The organism is Cupriavidus sp. P-10 (assembly GCF_003402535.2).
GTDB lineage: Bacteria > Pseudomonadota > Gammaproteobacteria > Burkholderiales > Burkholderiaceae > Cupriavidus.
Window position 1 is genome coordinate 1,061,853 of record NZ_AP025170.1, and the last position, 17,994, is coordinate 1,079,846.

Genomic DNA, 17,994 nt, shown 5'->3' on the forward strand with positions numbered 1-17,994 from the left:
TCCCGGCAGTTTTCGCAAAAACATGCATTAAAAATGAATATTTAAAAGATCCATGACGACCGTCAACCTCGTTCGCGTCAACTGCTTCGACTATTTGTAGCCGGCACCAACAGGCCACTAAAGGGCCACCAACACAACGAAGAAAGCGGGCGGAGCCCTCCGCCCTTTGCAATGACGGTTCGAGGATCGAAGATGACGAGGCATTCCCAAGACCCCCTGGCACACACCGATGCACCGGCGGCACCGGGACGAAGGCGCTTTATCAATACGGCGGCGCTCGCCGGGCTGGCCGGCGTGGCGGCGTGCACGGACAAGGGCGGCGCGCCCGCCGCGGCCACCGCCACTGCGGCAAGCGGTGCGCACGCAGGACATGGCAGCGCGCATGCCGGTGCTTCGGTGCACCTGAAGCCGGGCGAGCTCGATACCTACTACGGCCTGTGGAGCGGTGGCCATGCGGGCGACGTGCGCGTGCTGGGCCTGCCCTCGGGGCGTGAGCTGCATCGTATCCCGTGCTTCGTGCCCGATGCGCTGACCGGCTGGGGCATCACCAATGAATCCAAGCGCGTGATGGGCACGGGCCCCGACGGCCACGTGATGTACACCGTCGGCGACACGCACCACGTGCATGCCTCGTACAAGGACGGCAATTACGATGGCCGCTACGCATGGATCAACGACAAGATCAACGCGCGGCTGGCGCGCATCCGGCTCGACTATTTCGTCTGCGACAAGATCACCGACCTGCCTAACGTGCAGGGCTTCCACGGCATCTTCCCGGACAAGCGCGACCCCGTCGACGCGAACATCAACTACACCACGCGCGTGTTCTGCGGCGCGGAGTTCGCCCTGCCACTGCCCAATACGCCGACCGAGGACGCGGGCAAGTACCGCTCGCTGTTCACCTGCGTCGATGCGCAGACGATGGCGGTGCGCTGGCAGGTGCTGATCGACGGCAACTGCGACCTGGTCGCGACCTCGTACGACGGCAAGCTGGCCGCTACCAACCAGTACAACGTCGAAATGGGCGCGCGCTATGAAGACATGATGTCGGCCGAGCGCGATGCCTGCCTGTTCTTCAACATCGCCCGCATCGAGGCTGCAATCAAGGCTGGGAAGTTCAAGACCATCGGCGACTCGAAGGTGCCGGTGGTGGACGGCACGCACACGGCCAACGCCGACCCGAAGACCGCGCTGACCGCCTACGTCTCGGTGCCGAAGAACCCGCACGGGGTCAATGCGAGCCCGGACCAGAAGTACTTCATCTGCGCCGGCAAGCTGTCGCCGACCGGCACCGTGATCGAGCTTGCGAAGGTGCTGGACTGGTTCGACGGCAAGCTGGAGAAGCTCGACGACGCCATCGTCGCCGAGGTCGAACTGGGCCTGGGGCCGCTGCATACTGCCTTCGACGGGCGCGGCAATGCCTACACCACGCTGTTCCTCGACAGCCAGATCGTCAAGTGGAACATCGACTCGGCGATCCGCTTCCACAAGGGCGACAAGAACGCCAAGTACGTGGTCGACCGGCTCGACGTGCAGTACCAGCCCGGCCACCTGAACGCCTCGCAGTCCGAGACGATTGCCGCCGACGGCAAGTTCCTGGGAGTAGGCTGCAAGTTCTCCAAGGATCGTTTCCTGCCGGTGGGGCCGCTGCATGCCGAGAACGAGCAGCTGATCGATATCTCCGGCGACAAGATGGTGCTGCTGGCGGACCACCCGGTGCACAGCGAACCGCACGACTTCATCATCTTCCGCCGCGAGCTGCTGCGGCCCAAGCAGGTCTACGCGCTGGATGATTTCCCGCTGGCGGTGAAGGATCCGCAGCAGTCGGGCGTGTTCCGCAACGGCAAGAAGGTGACGGTGAAGATCACGTCGCAGGCGCCTGTGTTCTCGCTGCGCGAGATCAAGCTGAAGAAGGGCGACGAGGTCACGCTGATCCTCACCAACCTGGACAAGATCGAAGACCTGACGCACGGGTTTGCCATCCCCAAGTACAACATCAACTTCATCGTCAATCCGCTCGAAACCGCGTCGGTGACCTTTGTCGCCGACAAGCCGGGCGTGTTCTGGTGCTACTGCACCCACTTCTGCCACGCGCTGCATCTTGAGATGCGCAGCCGCATGATCGTCGAGGCCTGAGACGGCATGCGTGGATGACCTGGCGCGGTGCTTGCCGCTGCGCCGGTTGTCTGCTTGCCCCCAATTCCATGATCCACGCATTTCTCGAACGGCTCGCGGCGTGCTTCGCCGCGTGCGTACTGGCGCTTGGCTTTGTTGCGCCGGCACATGCGGGCGCCTACGAGGCAGCCTTGCCGCCGGAACTGTCCACCGCGGCGGACCTGTGCGCACTGGTGCCCTGCACCGAAGTGCTGCCCGGCGCGACCAGCTTTTCCACGCGCAAGGGTCAACCGCCCTACGTAGAGGGCTATCGCACCGGCGCGGACGGCAAGCAAGATCTGCTCGGCTACGTGATGCTGTCCACCGATATCACCGATACGCCGGCGTATTCCGGCAAGCCGGTGGTGACGCTGATCGGCATGGATACGCGGGGACAGTACACGGGCGTCAGGGTACTGAAGCATTCGGAGCCGATCCTGCTGCTGGGCATCCCGGAATCGGCGCTGCTCGATTTCAACCGGCAGTACGTTGGCAAGTCGGTTGGCGACAAGATCGAGGTCGGGCAGTCGCGGCCGGACGAGGGCGTGGTCGGCGTGGATGCCATTTCCGGGGCTACCGTGACGGTGATCGCGCAGAACCAGGTGCTGACCATATCGGGCGCGGCGGTGGCGCGGCAGGTCGGCATCCTGGCGCCGACGCAGCGGGCACCGGCGCGATATGCGGAAAACGGCAAGCACTATGGCTGGCAGCAAATGGTGGCCGGCGGCCTGGTGCAGCGGCTGCTCGTGCAGCCGGCGCAAGTCGGGCTGGCCGGTGGCGGCGAGCCCTTTATCGAATTATGGTTTGGCGACCTCAACCATCCCGACATCGGCCGCAGCGTGCTGGGCGATGCCGGCTGGCAGGGATTGCGCGCGCAGCTGAAGCCCGGCGAGCATGCCATCTTCGTCATCCGTACCGCGGGGTCGGAGTCGTTCAAGGGCTCCGGGTTCGTGCGCGGCGGCATCTACGATCGCGTGCAGGTGCGACAGGCTGCCGACGCGTTCACCTTCCGCGACCTGGACTACCTCAACCTCTACGGCGTCGCGGCGGAGGGCGCGCCGGCGGTGACGGAGTCTGCGATCTTCGTGATCCGGTCGACGGCGTTTTCCGCCGCCTATCCATGGAAGCTGTCGTTCCTTGGCAATCGCGTCGACCGCGCCACCGGCACGCGCAGCTTCGCCAGCTTCGATGCGCCGTACTGGCTGCCGGCAGCGATGCTGCAGGGCGGCCGGCCACAGGTCGACGAACCCGAGGCGCCGTGGCGCAAGGTCTGGCGCAAGCAGGCCACCGCAATTAGCCTGTTCATCGCGCTGCTCGGTGCGGTCACGCTGGTCTACGCACTGCGCGACCGCCTGACGCGGCGCGCCACGCACAAGAACAAATGGCCGGTCAACGCGTTCAAGTACACGGCCTGGGGCCTCAGCATCGTCTTTGTCGGCTTCGGCGCGATGGCGCAGCCGTCGATCACGCAGGTGCTGACGTGGTTCCATGCGCTGCTGCTGCGCTGGGACTGGGCGTTGTTCCTCAGCGATCCCTTTATCTTCTGCTTCTGGATCTTCATCATCGCCACCGTGCTGCTGTTCGGGCGCGGGCTGTTCTGCGGCTGGCTGTGCCCGTTCGGCTCGCTGTCCGAGGCGATCTACAAGCTGGGCCGCTTCCTCGGACTGAAGCGATGGCAGCGGCAACTGCCGCGTCGCTGGCATGACCGGCTCAAGTGGGTCAAGTACGGTGTGTTTTTCGGGCTGCTGGCGGTGTCGGTGTTTTCGATGGGGCTGGCCGAGATGCTGGCTGAGATCGAGCCGTTCAAGACGACCTTCCTGGTCGGCATCCCGAACCGCGCGTGGCCGTACGGGCTGTTCGCCTGCACGCTGCTGGGACTGTCGCTGTTTGTCGAACGGCCTTACTGCAAGTACCTGTGCCCGCTCGGCGCAGCACTGGCGATGCCCAGCACGTTCCGCTGGTTTGGCCTGCGGCGCAAGCCCGATTGCAACCACTGCAAGGCATGCGCGGTGGGCTGCGGCGCGCAGGCGATCGATGCCGACGGCCGCATCGACCAGCGCGAATGCCTGCATTGCCTCGACTGCATGGTGCTCTATACCGATACGCGCGGCTGCCCGCCGCTGGCCCGCGAGCGCAAGCGGCGCGAGCGCGACGGGCTGGCGCTGGCGCCAGTCGGGCGCGACGGGTATTTCATCCCGCTGGTGCCGGTGCCGGCCGACGCGAAGCAGCCGTCGGGCCCCGATCCGAGGATGCCGACCGACCCGGTGGCGCCGTACGCGGCAAGGGCTGGCGCCACGCGCTGGTCCGCCGAGCTGTGGGACCACTTGTGGCCATGGAGCGGGCAGGGCTGGCGCACCGCCGCTGCATTGCAGATGGCGGGGCTTGCGGTGGCGCTGGCGGCCACCGTCGCGTGGGCGCTGGCCGCCAGCGGACAAATGCGCGCGGGCGCGGTGATCGGATGGTGGCTGGGCTGGAGCCTGTACGAGGTGCTGATCCGCCTGTCGGGCAAGCGCTACGTCAAGGATGGCCCGTGGTGGCGCGGCCGCTGCCGGCGCGCCACGGTGATGGACATGCTCAGCTATGTCGGCTTCAAGAACCTGCTGGTCGGCGCGGTGCTGTTCCTGGTGCTGAAGACGATGGGGATGCTGGCCACATGAAGGCGCTGCTTGGTATCGCGCTGCTTTGCATGACCTGCGCGCAGGCCGCGACCTGGCGCGTGCAGCCCGGCCAGTCGCTGCAGGCGGCGATCGACGCCGCCGGCGCAGGCGACACCATCGAGATTGCGCGCGGCCATTACACCGGCAACTTCGTCGTCGACAAGCCGCTGGTGCTGCGCGGCATTGCACGGCCCACGCTCAGCGGCGCGCTGCGCGGCGATACGCTGCGCATCACGGCGCCCGACGTGACGGTCGAAGGCCTGATCGTGCGCGACTCCGGCGACAGCCTGAAGGACCAGAACGCCGGCATCTATATCCGCCCCGGCGCGCACCGCGCGGCGGTGCGCCGGTGCGACCTGACCTACAACCTGTTCGGGCTGTGGATCGAGAAAGCCGACGATGTCCGCGTCGAACACAACACCATCACCGGCAAGCGCGATTACAACTCGGCGCAGCGCGGTAACGGCGTGCAGCTCTACAACACGCGCGGCGCACGCATCCTCGACAACAACATCAGCTTCGTGCGCGACGCGCTCTACGTCGATGTCTCGCACCATGCCATCTTTCGCGGCAACCGGCTGCACCACAGCCGCTACGGCACCCATTACATGAACTCGTACCACAACCTGTGGGAAGGCAACGACAGCTACCGCAACCGCGGCGGGCTGGCGCTGATGGAAGTGCGCGACCAGCTCGTGCGCAACAACCGCACCTGGGGCAATGCCGACCACGGCATCATGCTGCGCACGCTGCAGGACTCGGTGATCGAAGGCAACGTGGTCGCCGGCAACCAGCGCGGCTTCTTTATCTACGACGTCGAGTACGTGACGCTGCGCGGCAACCTGGTGCTGGGCAATGCGATCGGCGTGCACCTGTCGGCCGGTTCGACGCGCAACGTAGTGCAGGGCAACGATTTCATCGGCAACCGCGAGCCGGTGCGCTACGTGGGCGCGCGCGACGAACCATGGGGCGGGCGCGGGCAGGGCAACTACTGGAGCAACTACCTGGGCTGGGACCGCGACGGCGATGGCGTGGGCGACGTGCCGTACCAGGCCAATGACCTCGTCGACCGGCTGGGCTGGCGCTATCCGGGCGTGACGCTGCTGCTGGGCAGTCCGGCCCTGCAGGCGCTGCGGCTGGCGGGACGGCAGTTCCCGGTGATCCGGGCGCCGGGCGTAGTCGATGCTTATCCGCGGATGCGCCCGGTGCGCGCCAACTGGAGGGACTGGGATGCTCAGGCCAGCGGCCGCTGAACCGCACGACGCCATCGTGCTGGCCGGCGTCAGCCGGCATTTCGGCGCGTTGCGCGCCGTCGACGACGTCAGCCTCAGCGTGGGGCAGGGCGAACTGCTCGGGCTGATCGGGCACAACGGCGCGGGCAAGAGCACGCTGTTCAGGATGATGCTGGGACTGTTGCCACCTACGCATGGCACGTTGCGCGTCGCCGGTGCCGACGTGGGCAGCCGCGCATTTCGCAACGCCCGGTGCGGCATCGGCTACCTGCCCGAGCACTTGGTGCTCTATGACAACCTGAGCGGCCTGGAAACGCTGCGCTTCTTCGCGCGCCTGAAGGGCGCGAGCGCGGATACGTGCGCGCCGATGCTCGATCAGGTCGGCCTGTCCGCCGCCGCCGCGCGGCCGGTGCGCGAGTATTCGAAAGGCATGCGTCAACGGCTCGGCTTCGCGCAGGCGCTGCTCGGCGCGCCGCGCGTGCTGTTCCTCGACGAGCCGACCAACGGACTGGACCCGGCGGCAATCCGCGACTTCTACCTGATGCTCAACGCATTGCGCGAACGCGGCGTGACCATCGTCATCACCTCGCACATCCTGGCCGAGCTGCAGCAGCGCATCGATCGCTTCGCCATTCTCGCCGCCGGCCGTTTGCAGGCCACCGGCAGCCTGGAAGCGCTGCGCGCGCAGGCGGGGCTGCCGCTGACGCTGGCGCTGCGGCTCGAACCGGGCGCGCGCGAAGAGGCGCTGCGCCTGCTGCGGACGCAAGCGTGGGACAACATCGAAGTGGTGGACGGGGAGCCGGCGGAACTGACCGTGCGCTGTCCCGTTGCGGCCAAGATGCCGGTGCTGGCCGCATTGCAGCCGCTGGCGGGCCGCCTGCTGGACCTGCAGATCCGCGAGCCGTCCCTCGAAGACCTGTATCTCGGCATGCGGGGGCAAGCATGAACGCGCGCATCGATGCAAGGCAGGTGGCCGCGATTGCCGCCAAGGAATTCCGCGACCGCATGCGCAACCGCTGGGTGCTCGCCGTGGCGGTCGTCTTCACCGCACTGTCGCTGGCGATCGGCTATTTCGGCGGCGCCGAGCAGGGTGTGCTCGGACCGCGTTCGCTGGAGTTCGTCATCACCAGCCTGGCGAGCCTGGTGATCTACCTGGTGCCGATGATCGCGCTGCTGCTCGGTTTCGATGCCGTGGTGGGCGAGCGCGAGCGTGGCTCGCTCGACCTGCTGCTGTCATTGCCGCTGACGCGCGGCGAGCTGCTGCTGGGCAAGTACCTCGGGCTGGCCGCCGCATTGCTGCTGGCCACCACCGGCGGCTTTGCGTTGATGGCGGTGCTGCTGGCGCGCCAGTTCGGCTGGCCGGGCCTGTACCACTACCTCGGCTTCGTCGCGAGTGCCGCGCTGCTGGGCCTGGCATTCCTGAGCCTGGCGCTGTGGCTGTCGGTGCTGTCGCGCGACCGCGCGCAGGCATCGGGCCTGGCGATCGGCCTGTGGTTCTTCTTCGTGCTGGTGTTCGACCTGCTGCTGCTCGGGCTGCTGGTCGCCGGCGCGGGCGAGGGCGGCGCCAGCGCGTCTGGCACCGACTGGATCGCGTGGCTGCTGCTGCTGAACCCCGCGGACCTGTTCCGCATCGTCAATGCCTTTTCACTCGACCAGTTGCGCAGCGCCGGCGGCGTTGCCAGCATCGTGCCGCCGGCGCTGGCCAGCCCCTGGCCTACCGGCGCGGCGCTGCTGGCGTGGATCGCCGTGCCGCTGGTCCTTGCTGCCCGGAGATTCCGCTGATGTGTTCCCCATCGTCTTTGCGCCGCCGCCACCTGATGCTCGCCATGGCCGGTGCCACGGTCTTCGTTGCCGCCTGCGGCAAGAAGCCCGACGGCGCCGTGCACCCGCATGAGATCGAGTCCGCCACCGCCTGCGAGCTGGATGGCATGCTGCTGGCCGACTATCCTGGCCCCAAGGCGCAGGTCTTCTACGCGGGCGAAGCACGCCCGCACTGGTTCTGCGACACGGTGGAAATGTTCCACGCGCTGCTGCGGCCGGAGCAGGTCAGGCCGGTGCGCGCGGTGTTCGTGCAGGACATGGCGCGGGCTGACTGGGAGCGTCCGCGCGGCCACTGGTTCGATGCCACCACCGGCGTGTATGTCGCCGGCAGCGGGCGCCACGGATCGATGGGGCCGACGCTGGCGAGCTTCCGGGCGCAAAGCGATGCCAGCGCCTTTGTCGCCCGCCATGGCGGCAGGCTGCTGCGCTATGCCGAGGTGACGCCGGAACTGGCGGACCTCAGCGGCGGCGCCATGCACGACAGCCGGATGTAATGGCTGTCACGCAAGGCGCGCGCGATTGGAGGGGTTGGTGGCTCAGTTGCCGCTGCCCGGCACCAGGCGGCGCTGGCGCACCGATTCCGCCAGGCCTTCCAGCACCTTGACCGACTCATCCCAGCCGATGCACGCATCGGTGACCGACTGGCCGTAGGTCAGGTCCTCCAACGGCATGCCCTGCACGTGGTCCTGGCGGCCAGCCACCAGGTGCGATTCGACCATCACGCCGATGATGCGCTGGTCGCCGCCGGCGACCTGGCGGCCGATCTCTTCGCACACCGGGATCTGGTTCTCATGCTTCTTGCTGCTGTTGGCATGCGAGGCATCGATCATCAGGCGCGAGGCCAGCCCGGCCTTGGAGATGGCGTCGCACGCTTCCTGCACGCTGGCGGCATCGTAGTTGGGCGCCTTGCCGCCGCGCAGGATCACGTGGCAGTCCTCGTTGCCGGAGGTCGACACGATCGCCGAGTGGCCGCCCTTGGTCACCGACAGGAAATGGTGCGGCTGCGACGCGGCCTTGATTGCGTCCACCGCGATCTTGACGTTGCCGTCGGTGCCGTTCTTGAAGCCCACCGGGCACGACAGTCCCGAGGCCAGCTCGCGGTGCACCTGCGACTCGGTGGTGCGCGCGCCGATCGCGCCCCAGCTGACCAGGTCGGCGATGTATTGCGGGCTGATCATGTCGAGGTACTCGGTGCCGGTCGGCACGCCCATCTCGCTGATGTTCAGCAGCAGTTCGCGCGCGGTGCGCAGGCCATCGTTGATCTTGAAGCTGCCGTCCATGTGCGGGTCGTTGATCAGGCCTTTCCAGCCCACCGTGGTGCGCGGCTTCTCGAAGTAGACGCGCATCACCACTTCCAGCTCGTTGGCGAAGCGGTCGCGCTGCACCTTGAGCAGCTTGGCGTATTCCAGCGCGGCGCGGGTATCGTGGATCGAGCACGGGCCGATGATGACGATGAGCCGGTCATCCATGCCGTGAAGGATGCGGTGCATGGACTGGCGCGCGCCGTAGATCACGTCCGAAGCCTTTTCAGAGCAGCCAAATTCGCGGATCAGGTGCGCCGGCGGCAGCAGCTCCTTGAGTTCGCGAATGCGCAGGTCGTCGGTGTTCTTCAGCATGATGGCTCCAGGATTTCTTGTGAGGTCGTGAGAGTGGGGGAAACAAACAGGTATAAAAAAACCGCCAGGGTCGCTGGCGGTTTCTTTTGTATTCGGGGCGCTTACAGCCGTCCCTCCCTATCCGCCAGCGGTGTGAGATCGCTAAAAAAGTAAAAGTAAAACTTAGCGGACATGGCGGGAAAGGACGTTGGCTGGGGTCAGCTTGATTCGATTTTGTGGATAGGCGCTGAATTCATGCTGCACTGCGTAGCAGAAAGGCAGGAAATTGCGCGCCGGTCGACAATTGTTTGACGCGCCTTGATTGCCTGCGGCACGACGAAGCATCTTTATAGCGCCTTTTGCCGGGGTTGGCAAGTGTCCGCGGCGTCGCGCGCGCGCTCGCGCCATGCCTCGTGTGGCGCGCAATTTCCTTGCTGTATCGGCTACGGCCGCGGCCTATATTGGACGGGAGGGAGCGCACGGGGAGGTGCATCATGAGCGTCGATGAGGCGAGGCTGAATGCCTTCATGGAGAAATTCGTCCACGATATCGGCGCGGTGATGCACGCGGCCACCGTGGTGGTCGGCGATGAACTGGGCCTGTACAAGGCCATGGCGGAAAAGCCGATGACCGTCGACGTGCTGGCGCAAAAGACCCATACCGACGTGCGCTACCTGCGCGAATGGCTGTCGGCGCAGGCAGCCAGCGGCTACGTCGACTACGATCCCGACAGCGCGGAGTTCAGCCTGAACGAAGAGCAGGCTTTCGCGCTGGCGCAAGAGGGCAGCCCGGCGTTCATCCCCGGCGCGTTCCAGATTGCCGTGGCGCAGTTCCGCGCCATTCCCAGGATGATCGATATCTTCCGCAACGGGCGCGGGCTGGGCTGGCATGAACACGACCCGGCGCTGTTCCACGGGACCGAACGCTTTTTCCGGCCCGGCTATGCCGCGCACCTGGTCTCGGAATGGATCCCCGCGCTCGACGGCATCGAGGCGCGGCTCAGGGACGGCGCCAGCGTGGCCGACGTCGGCTGTGGCCATGGCGCGTCGACCATCATCATGGCGCAGGCCTATCCGGCCTCGCGCTTCGTCGGCTTCGACTACCACGAGCCTTCGGTACGCCATGCCACCGAGGCCGCGCGGCGCGCCGGCGTGGGCGATCGCGTGCGCTTCGAAGTGGCCAGCGCGAAGGACTATGCCGGCAAGGACTACGACCTGGTCGCGGTGTTCGACTGCCTGCACGACATGGGCGATCCGGTCGGCGCGGCGCGGCACGTGCGCGAGACGCTGCGGCCCGACGGCGCATGGCTGATCGTCGAGCCGTTCGCCAACGACAAGCTGGAAGACAACCTCAATCCGGTCGCGCGCGTGTTCTATTCCGCGTCGACCTTCATCTGCACGCCGGCGTCGCGTTCGCAGGAAGTCGGGTTGTGCCTGGGCGCGCAGGCGGGGGAGGCGCGCCTGCGCGGGGTGGCCGAGCAGGCGGGCTTCGGCAGCTTCCGCAGGGCGGCGCAGACGCCGTTCAACCTGGTGTACGAGGCGCGGCCGCACGCACAAGAGGCATCATGAAAAACGGGACCCGCGGGTCCCGTTTCGCTGGGGCGATGCAGCGTCAGGCAGTGCCGCCCACCGTCATGTTTTCAATCCGCAGCGTCGGCTGGCCCACGCCGACCGGCACGCTCTGGCCTTCCTTGCCGCAGACGCCAACGCCGGAATCCAGGCGCATGTCGTTGCCGATCATGGTCACGTCCTTCAGCGATTCCGGGCCGTTGCCGACCAGCGTCGCGCCCTTGACCGGGTACGTGATCTTGCCGTCCTCGATCATGTACGCCTCGCTTGCCGAGAATACGAACCTGCCGTTGGTGATATCGACCTGGCCGCCGCCGAAGTTGACCGCATACAGGCCCTTCTTGACGCTGGCGATGATTTCCTGCGGATCCCTGTCGCCGTTGAGCATGTAGGTGTTGGTCATGCGCGGCATCGGCAGCGCGGCATAGCTTTCGCGGCGCGCGTTGCCGGTGACCGGCATCTTCATCAGGCGCGCGTTGAGCGTGTCCTGGATATAGCCGCGCAGGATGCCGTCCTCGATCAGCGTGGTGCACTGGGTCGGGTTGCCTTCGTCGTCGAGGTTGAGCGAGCCGCGGCGGTTGGCCAGCGTGCCATCGTCGACCACGGTCACGCCCTTGGCCGCGACGCGCTCGCCCATGCGGCCGGCGAAAGCCGATGAGCCCTTGCGGTTGAAGTCGCCTTCCAGCCCATGGCCGACGGCCTCATGCAGCAGCACGCCGGGCCAGCCCGGGCCCAGCACCACGGTCATCGCGCCGGCCGGGGCGGGGCGGGCGTCCAGGTTGACCAGCGCCGACGACACGGCTTCGTCCACGTATTTCTGCAGCAGTTCGTTGCTGAAGTACCCATAGGCATAGCGGCCGCCGCCACCCGAGGAGCCGATCTCGCGGCGCCCGCCCTGTTCGGCGATCACCGTCACCGACACGCGCACCAGCGGCCGCACGTCGGCGGCGATCACGCCGTCGCTGCGCGCCACCAGCACCACGTCGTATTCGCCGGCCAGGCCGGCCATCACCTGCACCACGCGCGGGTCCTTGGCGCGCGCCATGCGTTCGATGCGTTCCAGCAGTGCCACCTTTTCGGCGGCGCTCATCGAATCCAGCGGGTCGTTGGGTGCATACAGGCTGCGGCCGGCGTGCGAGGCCAGTTCGCCCGCCACCTTGACGCGGCCGTTGCCGGCGCGGCCGATGGTGCGGGTGGCGGCTGCCGCCTGCGACAGCGCGGCCAGGCTGATGTCGTCCGAATAGGCAAAGGCGGTCTTGTCGCCCGATACGGCGCGCACGCCCACGCCCTGGTCGATGCTGAAGCTGCCCGACTTGACGATGCCTTCTTCCAGGCTCCACGCCTCGTTGCGGGTGTACTGGAAGTACAGGTCGGCATAGTCGACCTTGTGCGTGAAGATATCGGCCAGCACGCGCTGCAGCTTGGCCTCGTCCAGGCCATATGGCGCCAGCAGCAGTTGCTGCGCGGTGGCCAGGTTGCGGATTCCGAGATCGCCGGCGTTCATGAGATGTCCTTTTTTCCGATTGCCGCCCCGGCGCGACAGGGGTCTTGCCGGTGGCGTGAAATGCCTTGTGCGGGCGCCGCCTGCGGCCCCGCGGTTGCGTACATGCTACAGCACCCGGTGACGCAATGCCGGCAGGTTTTGCCGGACTTCTTCCAGTCGCGCCGGGTCGATGGTGCCGGCCACCACGCCTTCGCCTTCGGGCAGCATGGCCAGCACCTCGCCCCAGGGGTCGACCAGCATCGAGTGGCCCCAGGTGCGGCGACCGTTCTCGTGCTTGCCACCCTGTGCGGCGGCCAGCACATAGCACTGGTTTTCGATGGCGCGGGCGCGCAGCAGGATCTCCCAGTGCGCCTGGCCCGTGGTGTAGGTGAAGGCGGCGGGCATCAGGATCAGGCTGGTGCCTGCGTCGGACGCCAGCCCGCGGTACAGCTCGGGAAAGCGCAGGTCGTAGCACACCGACATGGCCACGCGCCCGCACGGCGCGTCGAAGCTGACGGGGGTGCGGCCGGCCAGGATGGTGCGCGATTCGTCATAGCTCTCGGCCCCGCGCGTGAAGCCGAACAGGTGGATCTTGTCGTAGCGCGCCACGCGCTCGCCGCGCGGGTCGAAGGCGAGCGAGGTGTTGTACACGCGTGCCGGGTCGTCGCACCACATCGGCAGCGTGCCGCCCACCAGCCAGATGCCGTGGCGGCGTGCGGCGTCGGCCAGGAACTGCTGCACCGGGCCGTCGCCGTCGTGCTCGCGCACGGCCACCTTGTCCGCTTCGGAGCGGCCCATCATGCAGAAGTACTCGGGCAGCAGCACCAGTTGCGCGCCGCCGGCGGCGGCCTCGGCGATCAGCGCCTCGGCACGCGCGAGATTGGCATCGAGCGAAGTGCCGGTGACGGTCTGCACGGCGGCCACGTGGAACGGGGCGGGGGCGGTCATGGGCGTTGGTTTCCTCTTGGACTTTCTCGGACTTTCCTGGACGGCAGCGGGCTTCAGCGCGGGAACGCGGGGTCGGCGCGGTTCTGGAACCTGGGGGCTTGCGCCTTATTCTCCTCCAGTTTGCCGATCTGCGGGTTGGCCCAGCTGCCGGTGATGCGGTAGTGCTGGGTGAACACCTTGGAGAATTCGTCGGCAAACAGCAGCTGCGCGGCGAGCGTGCCGATGCCCAGCACCGGGTTGATAAAGGCGGCCGCCACCGAAGTCGAGGTGGCGTTGATGCGCGGCACCACGTCCACGCGCAGGTCCTGGGTCTCGCGCAACAGGTTGGCGGTGCCGCTCATGCTGGCGATGATCTGCGGGCTTTTCAGTTCGAAGTCCTGGATGGTGCCGACGCCGTTCTCGATCGTGCCTGAGCCGGTGATGCGGTCGAACAGCAGCCCGCGGCCCGACAGGCTGCGGAAGTCCAGCGTGGCAAAGCGTAGCAGCCCCTGCAGGCTGAGCACGCCCAGCAGCCGCGCCGCCCCGGGCTCGACGCTCATGATCTGGCCGTTCTCCAGCTCGAGCGACAGCTTGCCGGACAACGTCGGGTAATCGATCGACAGCGGCGAGCCGCGCCAGGCCACGCGGCCTTCCAGCTTGCCCTTGCCGTCGCGCAGCGTGTGCGGCAGCCCCAGCCGGTCGAGCGTGGCGCCGGCGTCGCCGATGTCGATGGTGAACGACAGCAGGGTGCGGCGCTCGGCATTGCCGTCGGCGCGCAGCCGGCGCGGCACGCGCCAGCTGCCCTGGCCGGTCAACGTGGCATCGGGCTGTTCGATCCTCAGCTGGTCCAGGGTCCAGACCGGGTCGGTGCCGCTGGTGCCGGTGTGCGCCTTGACTTCCAGCTTGCCGAAGTCGTGGCCGCGCAGCATGAACTGCTCGGCGACCAGGTCGATGGCGGGCAGTTCGTCGATGCTGCTGGCGAGGGCGTCGACCACGTTGTGCTCATCGCTGGCATCGGGCACGTTCAGGCGCGACAGGCGCAGTTTCAGCGCGCCCGTGGCGTTGGGGCCCGCACCCGCACCCGCACCCGCACCCGCACCCGCACCCGCACCCGCACCCGCACCGGCGGCGGCCGGTTGCCACTGCACGGCGCCGGCGATCTGGCGCGATTCGATCCTGGCGTTCCAGCCGTCGGCTTCGCGCGTGGCATCGAGGGCCACGTCGTCGAGCGTGCGGCCCATGCCATGGAGCGTGCCGGCGCGCAGCGAAATGCGGCCGGGCAGGAAAAGCGAGGGGCGCACGCCTTCGCCGGTGGAAGTTGCGGGGCCGGCGAAGGCCGCGCGCCAGGCATCGATGTCGAGCCGGTCGAAAGTTGCCGCGGCGCTGACGCCGGCCGTCGGCGCCGGCGCCGCCTGCTGCACGCCGATGCCGCCGGCGATGACTTCGATGCCATTGCCGCCGTTATGGTCGCGGCGCAACAGGTAGCGCGCATTGAGGACGTTGCCCAGCTGCAGTGCCAGTTCGTCGATGCCGGCGCGGCCGGGGGCGGGGCGCAGTTCGATGCGCAGCGGCAGGTCGTGCGGCGCCGCCTTGGCCAGCGGCGCCGGCAAGCCGATCGCCATGCCGTTGAGCGCGGAATTCAGCTGCACCTGCAGCTCGCGTTCGCGCACCGCGATCACGGTGTTGTAGCCGGTGCTGCCCTCCAGCTTGGCCGCCAGCGGTGCGAGTGCCGAGCCCGCCGCGGCCTCGCGCAGACCCGCGGCGGAGGCGGTGCCGCTCGCGGTGACGCGCGTGCCGCCGTCCGGCTGGGTCCCGCCGCCCAGCCTGACTTCGCCGCCCAGGAAGCGCGCGCGCAGGTTCTCCAGCCCGAACCCGTGCTCATTGAATGTGATGTCCCCGCTGGCGTTGCCGAATGCCGGCAGCTGCGGGTTCAGCACGACGTCGTTGCCGGGGAAGCGGAAACGCCCGTCCACCTTGGCCGCGTTGGCGTGCTCCAGCGGCATGTCGAGCTTGAGCCTGAGCTCGCCGTTGCCGTGCGCGCGCGCCGCGTCGGCCACGCGCGCGGTCCATTCGCGCACCGGCGACGCGGCGATGTAGCGCAGGAAGCCCTGCACCGGCCCGCTGGCGCCGCCGTCGATGGCGAGGCGGCCGTGTTCGCTGAGGTCGTCGATGCGGCCGCTGACGTCCTGCAGCACCACGCCCGGGATGTCGTGCACCGCGGCGCGCCGTGCCAGGAAGGTCATGCCGCCGCGGTCGAACGTGACCAGTCCGGCGATGTCGGTGAACGCCGGCCACAGCGGCGCGCCACCCGCGCCTGTCTCGTGCGGCGCGATCTGGTAGCTGACGTGCTCGATCGGCACGTCGACGCGGAACTCTCCTGCTTTCTCGAACGGCCCGTGGAACGGGAAGTGCTCCAGGTCGCCCTTGAGCAGGAAGCCGACGCTGGCTGCGTCGCCGCGAATCAGCGCGCCCGCCAGATAGTGCCGGGTGCCCGCGGGGATGGTCAGCGGCAGGTAGCGCGGCACGCGCGCGACCTGGGCGCGGGTCATCTCGCCGCTCAGGTCGGCGATGCCGGACGTGCCGTCGCCGCCGGCGCGCCAGGTGCCGCGCACCGAGCCCGCGGCATCGGCGTTGGCAAAGCGGATGCCGTCCAGCGTCACCACCAGCTTGCCGCCGGCGTGGTGCCAGCGCACGTCGCCGCCGATCTGGTCGAACGGCACGCGCGGCTCTTCGAACAGCCCCGGCACCACCAGCGACGCGCCATTGCCCTCGAAGCGCGCATTGCCTTGCTGGTCGTCGAACGAGAACGTGCCCGACAGGCGCGAGAAACCGGGTGTGCCCAGCCGCGGATGCCCCTTGGCATCCAGGGCCGGCACCGCCGGCTGGCCGTTGACCGAGACGTCGCGCAGCGTGCCCTGCACGTTGTAGTGGAGCTTGCCGCCGCTGCGGTCGAGCATGCCGGCGCGCTCGCGGCTCCAGCTGACGTTGAGGTTGTCGAGATGGCCGGCCGGCTGCAGCGCGCGCAGGCGGCGCAGCACCGCGGTCTCCAGCGGCATCGAACTGGCCAGCGCGCGCACCGTGTTGAGGTCAAGCGTAGGCGCCTTCAGGGTGAACTTGCGCAGGCTGCCGTCCTTCGCATAAGCCCAGCCGAACTCGACCTTGCGCATGCCTTCGCGCCAGTTGCCATCCGCGGGCGCCGGCTGGCCGTCGGCGGGCTGCGGCCGCCACAGCAGCGTGTCGACGGTGAGCAGGTTGCTGCCGTCGCGCTCGGTCCGGTGCAGCAGGAAGGCCTGCGCATTGGCCAGCCGCAGGGGGGCGGCGGCGCCGGCCAGCTGCAGGTCGATGTCGCTGGCGCGCAGCCGGGTCTGGCTGCGCACGATGCGGCCCTGGCGGAATTCAATGCTGCCGTCGGTGCTGAAGGTGCCGCTGGCCACGCCCTCGACCATGGCCAGGTAGCGCTGCAGCACCGGCAGCTCCAGCTGGGCCACGTCCCAGCTGGCCTGGCCGGTCCAGTAGCGCCAGTTGCCGGCGCTGTGCAGGTAATCGTTGCGAAAGCTGGATTTGACCACCAGCGGGCGCGGGCCCAGCGCCGGCGAGCGCGCTTCCAGGGTCAGCGTATGGCGCGAGCCGTCGCGGCGGGTGTCGAGGCGGATTTCGCCGATATCGAGCCGCGGCAGCCCGGCCTTCTCGTCCAGCCAGCGCAGCTTGCCGTCGGACAGCGACACGCGGCCCTGCGACATCAGCCAGCCCAGGAAGCGGTCGTCCTCCTGCTGGCCGCCGGTGGCGTCGACCGGCATGCCGCCGACCAGCAACTTGCCCTCGGGCGTGCGGCGCACCAGGATGTCGGTGCCGGTGGCGCCCAGGCTGACGAACTGCAGGTCCATGCCGAACAGGGAGCGCCACGACAGCTTGCCGTCGAGCGTGGCGGTCGCCAGCAGCACGCGCTTGCCATCGTCCACGGCGCGCAGGTCGCGGGCGCGGAAGGCGGGGTTCCAGCCGTCCCAGTAGGTATCGAGCGCACCGATGGTGACTTGTGCCGACAGCGCGACCGAGCCGCGCTCCTCCAGCCATTCGCGCGCGGCCGATGCCTGCGGCCATAGCACGAAGCGGATCAGCAGGCCCGCCACCAGCGCCAGCACGCCCAGCACCAGCGCCAGCCGCACCAGCGCGCGTCCGAGCCCGCGCCAGAACGGGTGGCGCACCACGGCAACGGCCGCGCGCACGCCGGCGCCGGCGAGGCCGCGCAGGCGCGCAAGTCCCGACGCGGGGCGCGTCAGGGCAGGGGAATCGATACCGGGAGCAGCCAAGGAATTTGCTGGTGGTGGCGAAGCGGGGTTGGTAGCCGGACTGTTAGCGGGGTTGTGTGCCGGATCGGGCAGCGTAGCGGCGGCCTCATGCCTACCCGCGCCGCCATTGGGGGGAGAACCGTTAGCGGGTTGTGGGGCGCGGCTGGACATGCGCAGATTATCCGACAATACTAGCCGCTCTCCAATCTGGTGCCCGGCCGGCTACAACAACACAGCGCGCACCGCGCGCAGCGCGAACCGGGGCAGCATG

The 17,994-nt window shown here is 68.2% G+C and carries 11 protein-coding genes; 7 read left to right on the forward strand and 4 right to left on the reverse strand.

From position 1 onward, the window contains the following. The first annotated feature begins 192 nt into the window (after positions 1 to 192). From nosZ to CTP10_RS04970, 6 genes are all read left to right on the forward strand, one after another. The gene (gene nosZ, locus CTP10_RS04945; RefSeq protein ID WP_116317584.1) at positions 193 to 2,136 is read left to right on the forward strand and encodes a TAT-dependent nitrous-oxide reductase; all 1,944 of its coding nucleotides are present in this window, start codon (positions 193 to 195) and stop codon (positions 2,134 to 2,136) included. A gap of 68 nt (positions 2,137 to 2,204) precedes the next feature. After that, positions 2,205 to 4,811: a NosR/NirI family protein gene (locus CTP10_RS04950; protein WP_116317585.1), complete on the forward strand. Its 2,607-nt coding sequence runs from the start codon at positions 2,205 to 2,207 to the stop codon at positions 4,809 to 4,811. Continuing rightward, a complete protein-coding gene (locus CTP10_RS04955; protein WP_116317586.1) occupies positions 4,808 to 6,064 on the forward strand; it encodes a nitrous oxide reductase family maturation protein NosD in 1,257 nt (418 codons plus the stop codon). Before CTP10_RS04950 ends, CTP10_RS04955 begins: the two co-directional genes overlap by 4 nt. Beyond that, a complete protein-coding gene (locus CTP10_RS04960; protein WP_116317587.1) occupies positions 6,042 to 6,989 on the forward strand; it encodes an ABC transporter ATP-binding protein in 948 nt (315 codons plus the stop codon). The genes CTP10_RS04955 and CTP10_RS04960 overlap by 23 nt, the downstream gene beginning before the upstream one ends. Then, positions 6,986 to 7,825, forward strand: a complete 840-nt coding sequence (locus tag CTP10_RS04965) for an ABC transporter permease (protein ID WP_199414502.1) — start codon at positions 6,986 to 6,988, stop codon at positions 7,823 to 7,825. Before CTP10_RS04960 ends, CTP10_RS04965 begins: the two co-directional genes overlap by 4 nt. Continuing rightward, positions 7,825 to 8,358: a nitrous oxide reductase accessory protein NosL gene (locus CTP10_RS04970; RefSeq protein ID WP_116317588.1), complete on the forward strand. Its 534-nt coding sequence runs from the start codon at positions 7,825 to 7,827 to the stop codon at positions 8,356 to 8,358. The genes CTP10_RS04965 and CTP10_RS04970 overlap by 1 nt, the downstream gene beginning before the upstream one ends. Positions 8,359 to 8,400: 42 nt before the next feature. On the opposite strand, the gene aroG is transcribed toward CTP10_RS04970, so the two are convergent. Further along, entirely contained in the window at positions 8,401 to 9,480 is a 1,080-nt protein-coding gene (aroG, locus tag CTP10_RS04975) for a 3-deoxy-7-phosphoheptulonate synthase AroG (protein ID WP_116317589.1), read from the reverse strand. A 473-nt stretch (positions 9,481 to 9,953) separates the two neighbouring features. Between aroG and CTP10_RS04980 the strand changes: the two genes are divergently transcribed. Then, a complete protein-coding gene (locus CTP10_RS04980) occupies positions 9,954 to 11,027 on the forward strand; it encodes a class I SAM-dependent methyltransferase (protein ID WP_116317590.1) in 1,074 nt (357 codons plus the stop codon). A 43-nt stretch (positions 11,028 to 11,070) separates the two neighbouring features. Here CTP10_RS04980 and tldD read toward each other — a convergent pair whose 3' ends face one another. The 3 genes from tldD to CTP10_RS04995 form a co-directional block, all read right to left on the reverse strand. Beyond that, a complete protein-coding gene (gene tldD / locus CTP10_RS04985) occupies positions 11,071 to 12,531 on the reverse strand; it encodes a metalloprotease TldD (protein WP_116317591.1) in 1,461 nt (486 codons plus the stop codon). Between the two features lie 105 nt (positions 12,532 to 12,636). Then, complete coding sequence (locus CTP10_RS04990; protein WP_116317592.1) at positions 12,637 to 13,458, reverse strand: carbon-nitrogen hydrolase family protein; 822 nt, start codon at positions 13,456 to 13,458, stop codon at positions 12,637 to 12,639. A 53-nt stretch (positions 13,459 to 13,511) separates the two neighbouring features. Beyond that, positions 13,512 to 17,894 carry a YhdP family protein gene (locus CTP10_RS04995; protein WP_199414503.1) on the reverse strand — a complete coding sequence of 1,461 codons (4,383 nt, stop codon included), beginning with the start codon at positions 17,892 to 17,894 and terminating at the stop codon, positions 13,512 to 13,514. Between the last annotated feature and the right edge of the window lie 100 nt (positions 17,895 to 17,994).